Genomic DNA, 425 nt, shown 5'->3' with positions numbered 1-425 from the left:
AACCACTGATTTATCCATAATAAAAAGGCAGGATTGTGATTCCTGCCTTACACCATATCTTCATTTTCCTTTTCAATATCACTTGGTTGAGGTTGTTCTCCTTGGACGATTCCACCAAGAACCTCTCTGTTATTCCTATTAGCATCGTTTCCTGCTCCAGGCGCAATATTAGCCATAGGGAGTTGTTCTAATTCTTTACCTCTTGGCATGTTTCCTCACTCCTTACAGTTAAGGTATCCAAAAAGTTTGAATTTAAGTTATCCAACTTCTGGTTAGTTGTTGTTAACACTGTACTTAGCTAATAATTGCAAAGTCATGTCATCCATTGGAGGATTATGAAGCCCGGCGCGTACGTCCCGATAATATCTTTGTAATGGATTGTTTAATGACAAACTTTTTGCCCCAACGATTCGCATCGCTAAGTC

Annotated in this window: 1 protein-coding gene and 1 pseudogene; both read right to left on the bottom strand. The window is 39.3% G+C overall.

Features of this window, described 5'->3' with window-relative positions:
* Positions 1-47: 47 nt before the first annotated feature.
* A complete protein-coding gene (locus tag V7659_RS21050) occupies positions 48-209 on the bottom strand; it encodes a hypothetical protein (RefSeq protein ID WP_186328557.1) in 162 nt (53 codons plus the stop codon).
* Positions 210-272: 63 nt separating this feature from the next.
* Positions 273-425: pseudogene (locus tag V7659_RS21045) on the bottom strand (acyl-CoA dehydrogenase); the annotation flags it as partial.

This window comes from Neobacillus drentensis (genome assembly GCF_036966985.1).
In the GTDB taxonomy this organism is placed as follows: Bacteria; Bacillota; Bacilli; order Bacillales; family Cytobacillaceae; genus Neobacillus; species Neobacillus drentensis_E.
Note: the sequence above shows the minus strand (reverse complement) of the source record. Positions and strands in the feature narration are given on the sequence as shown.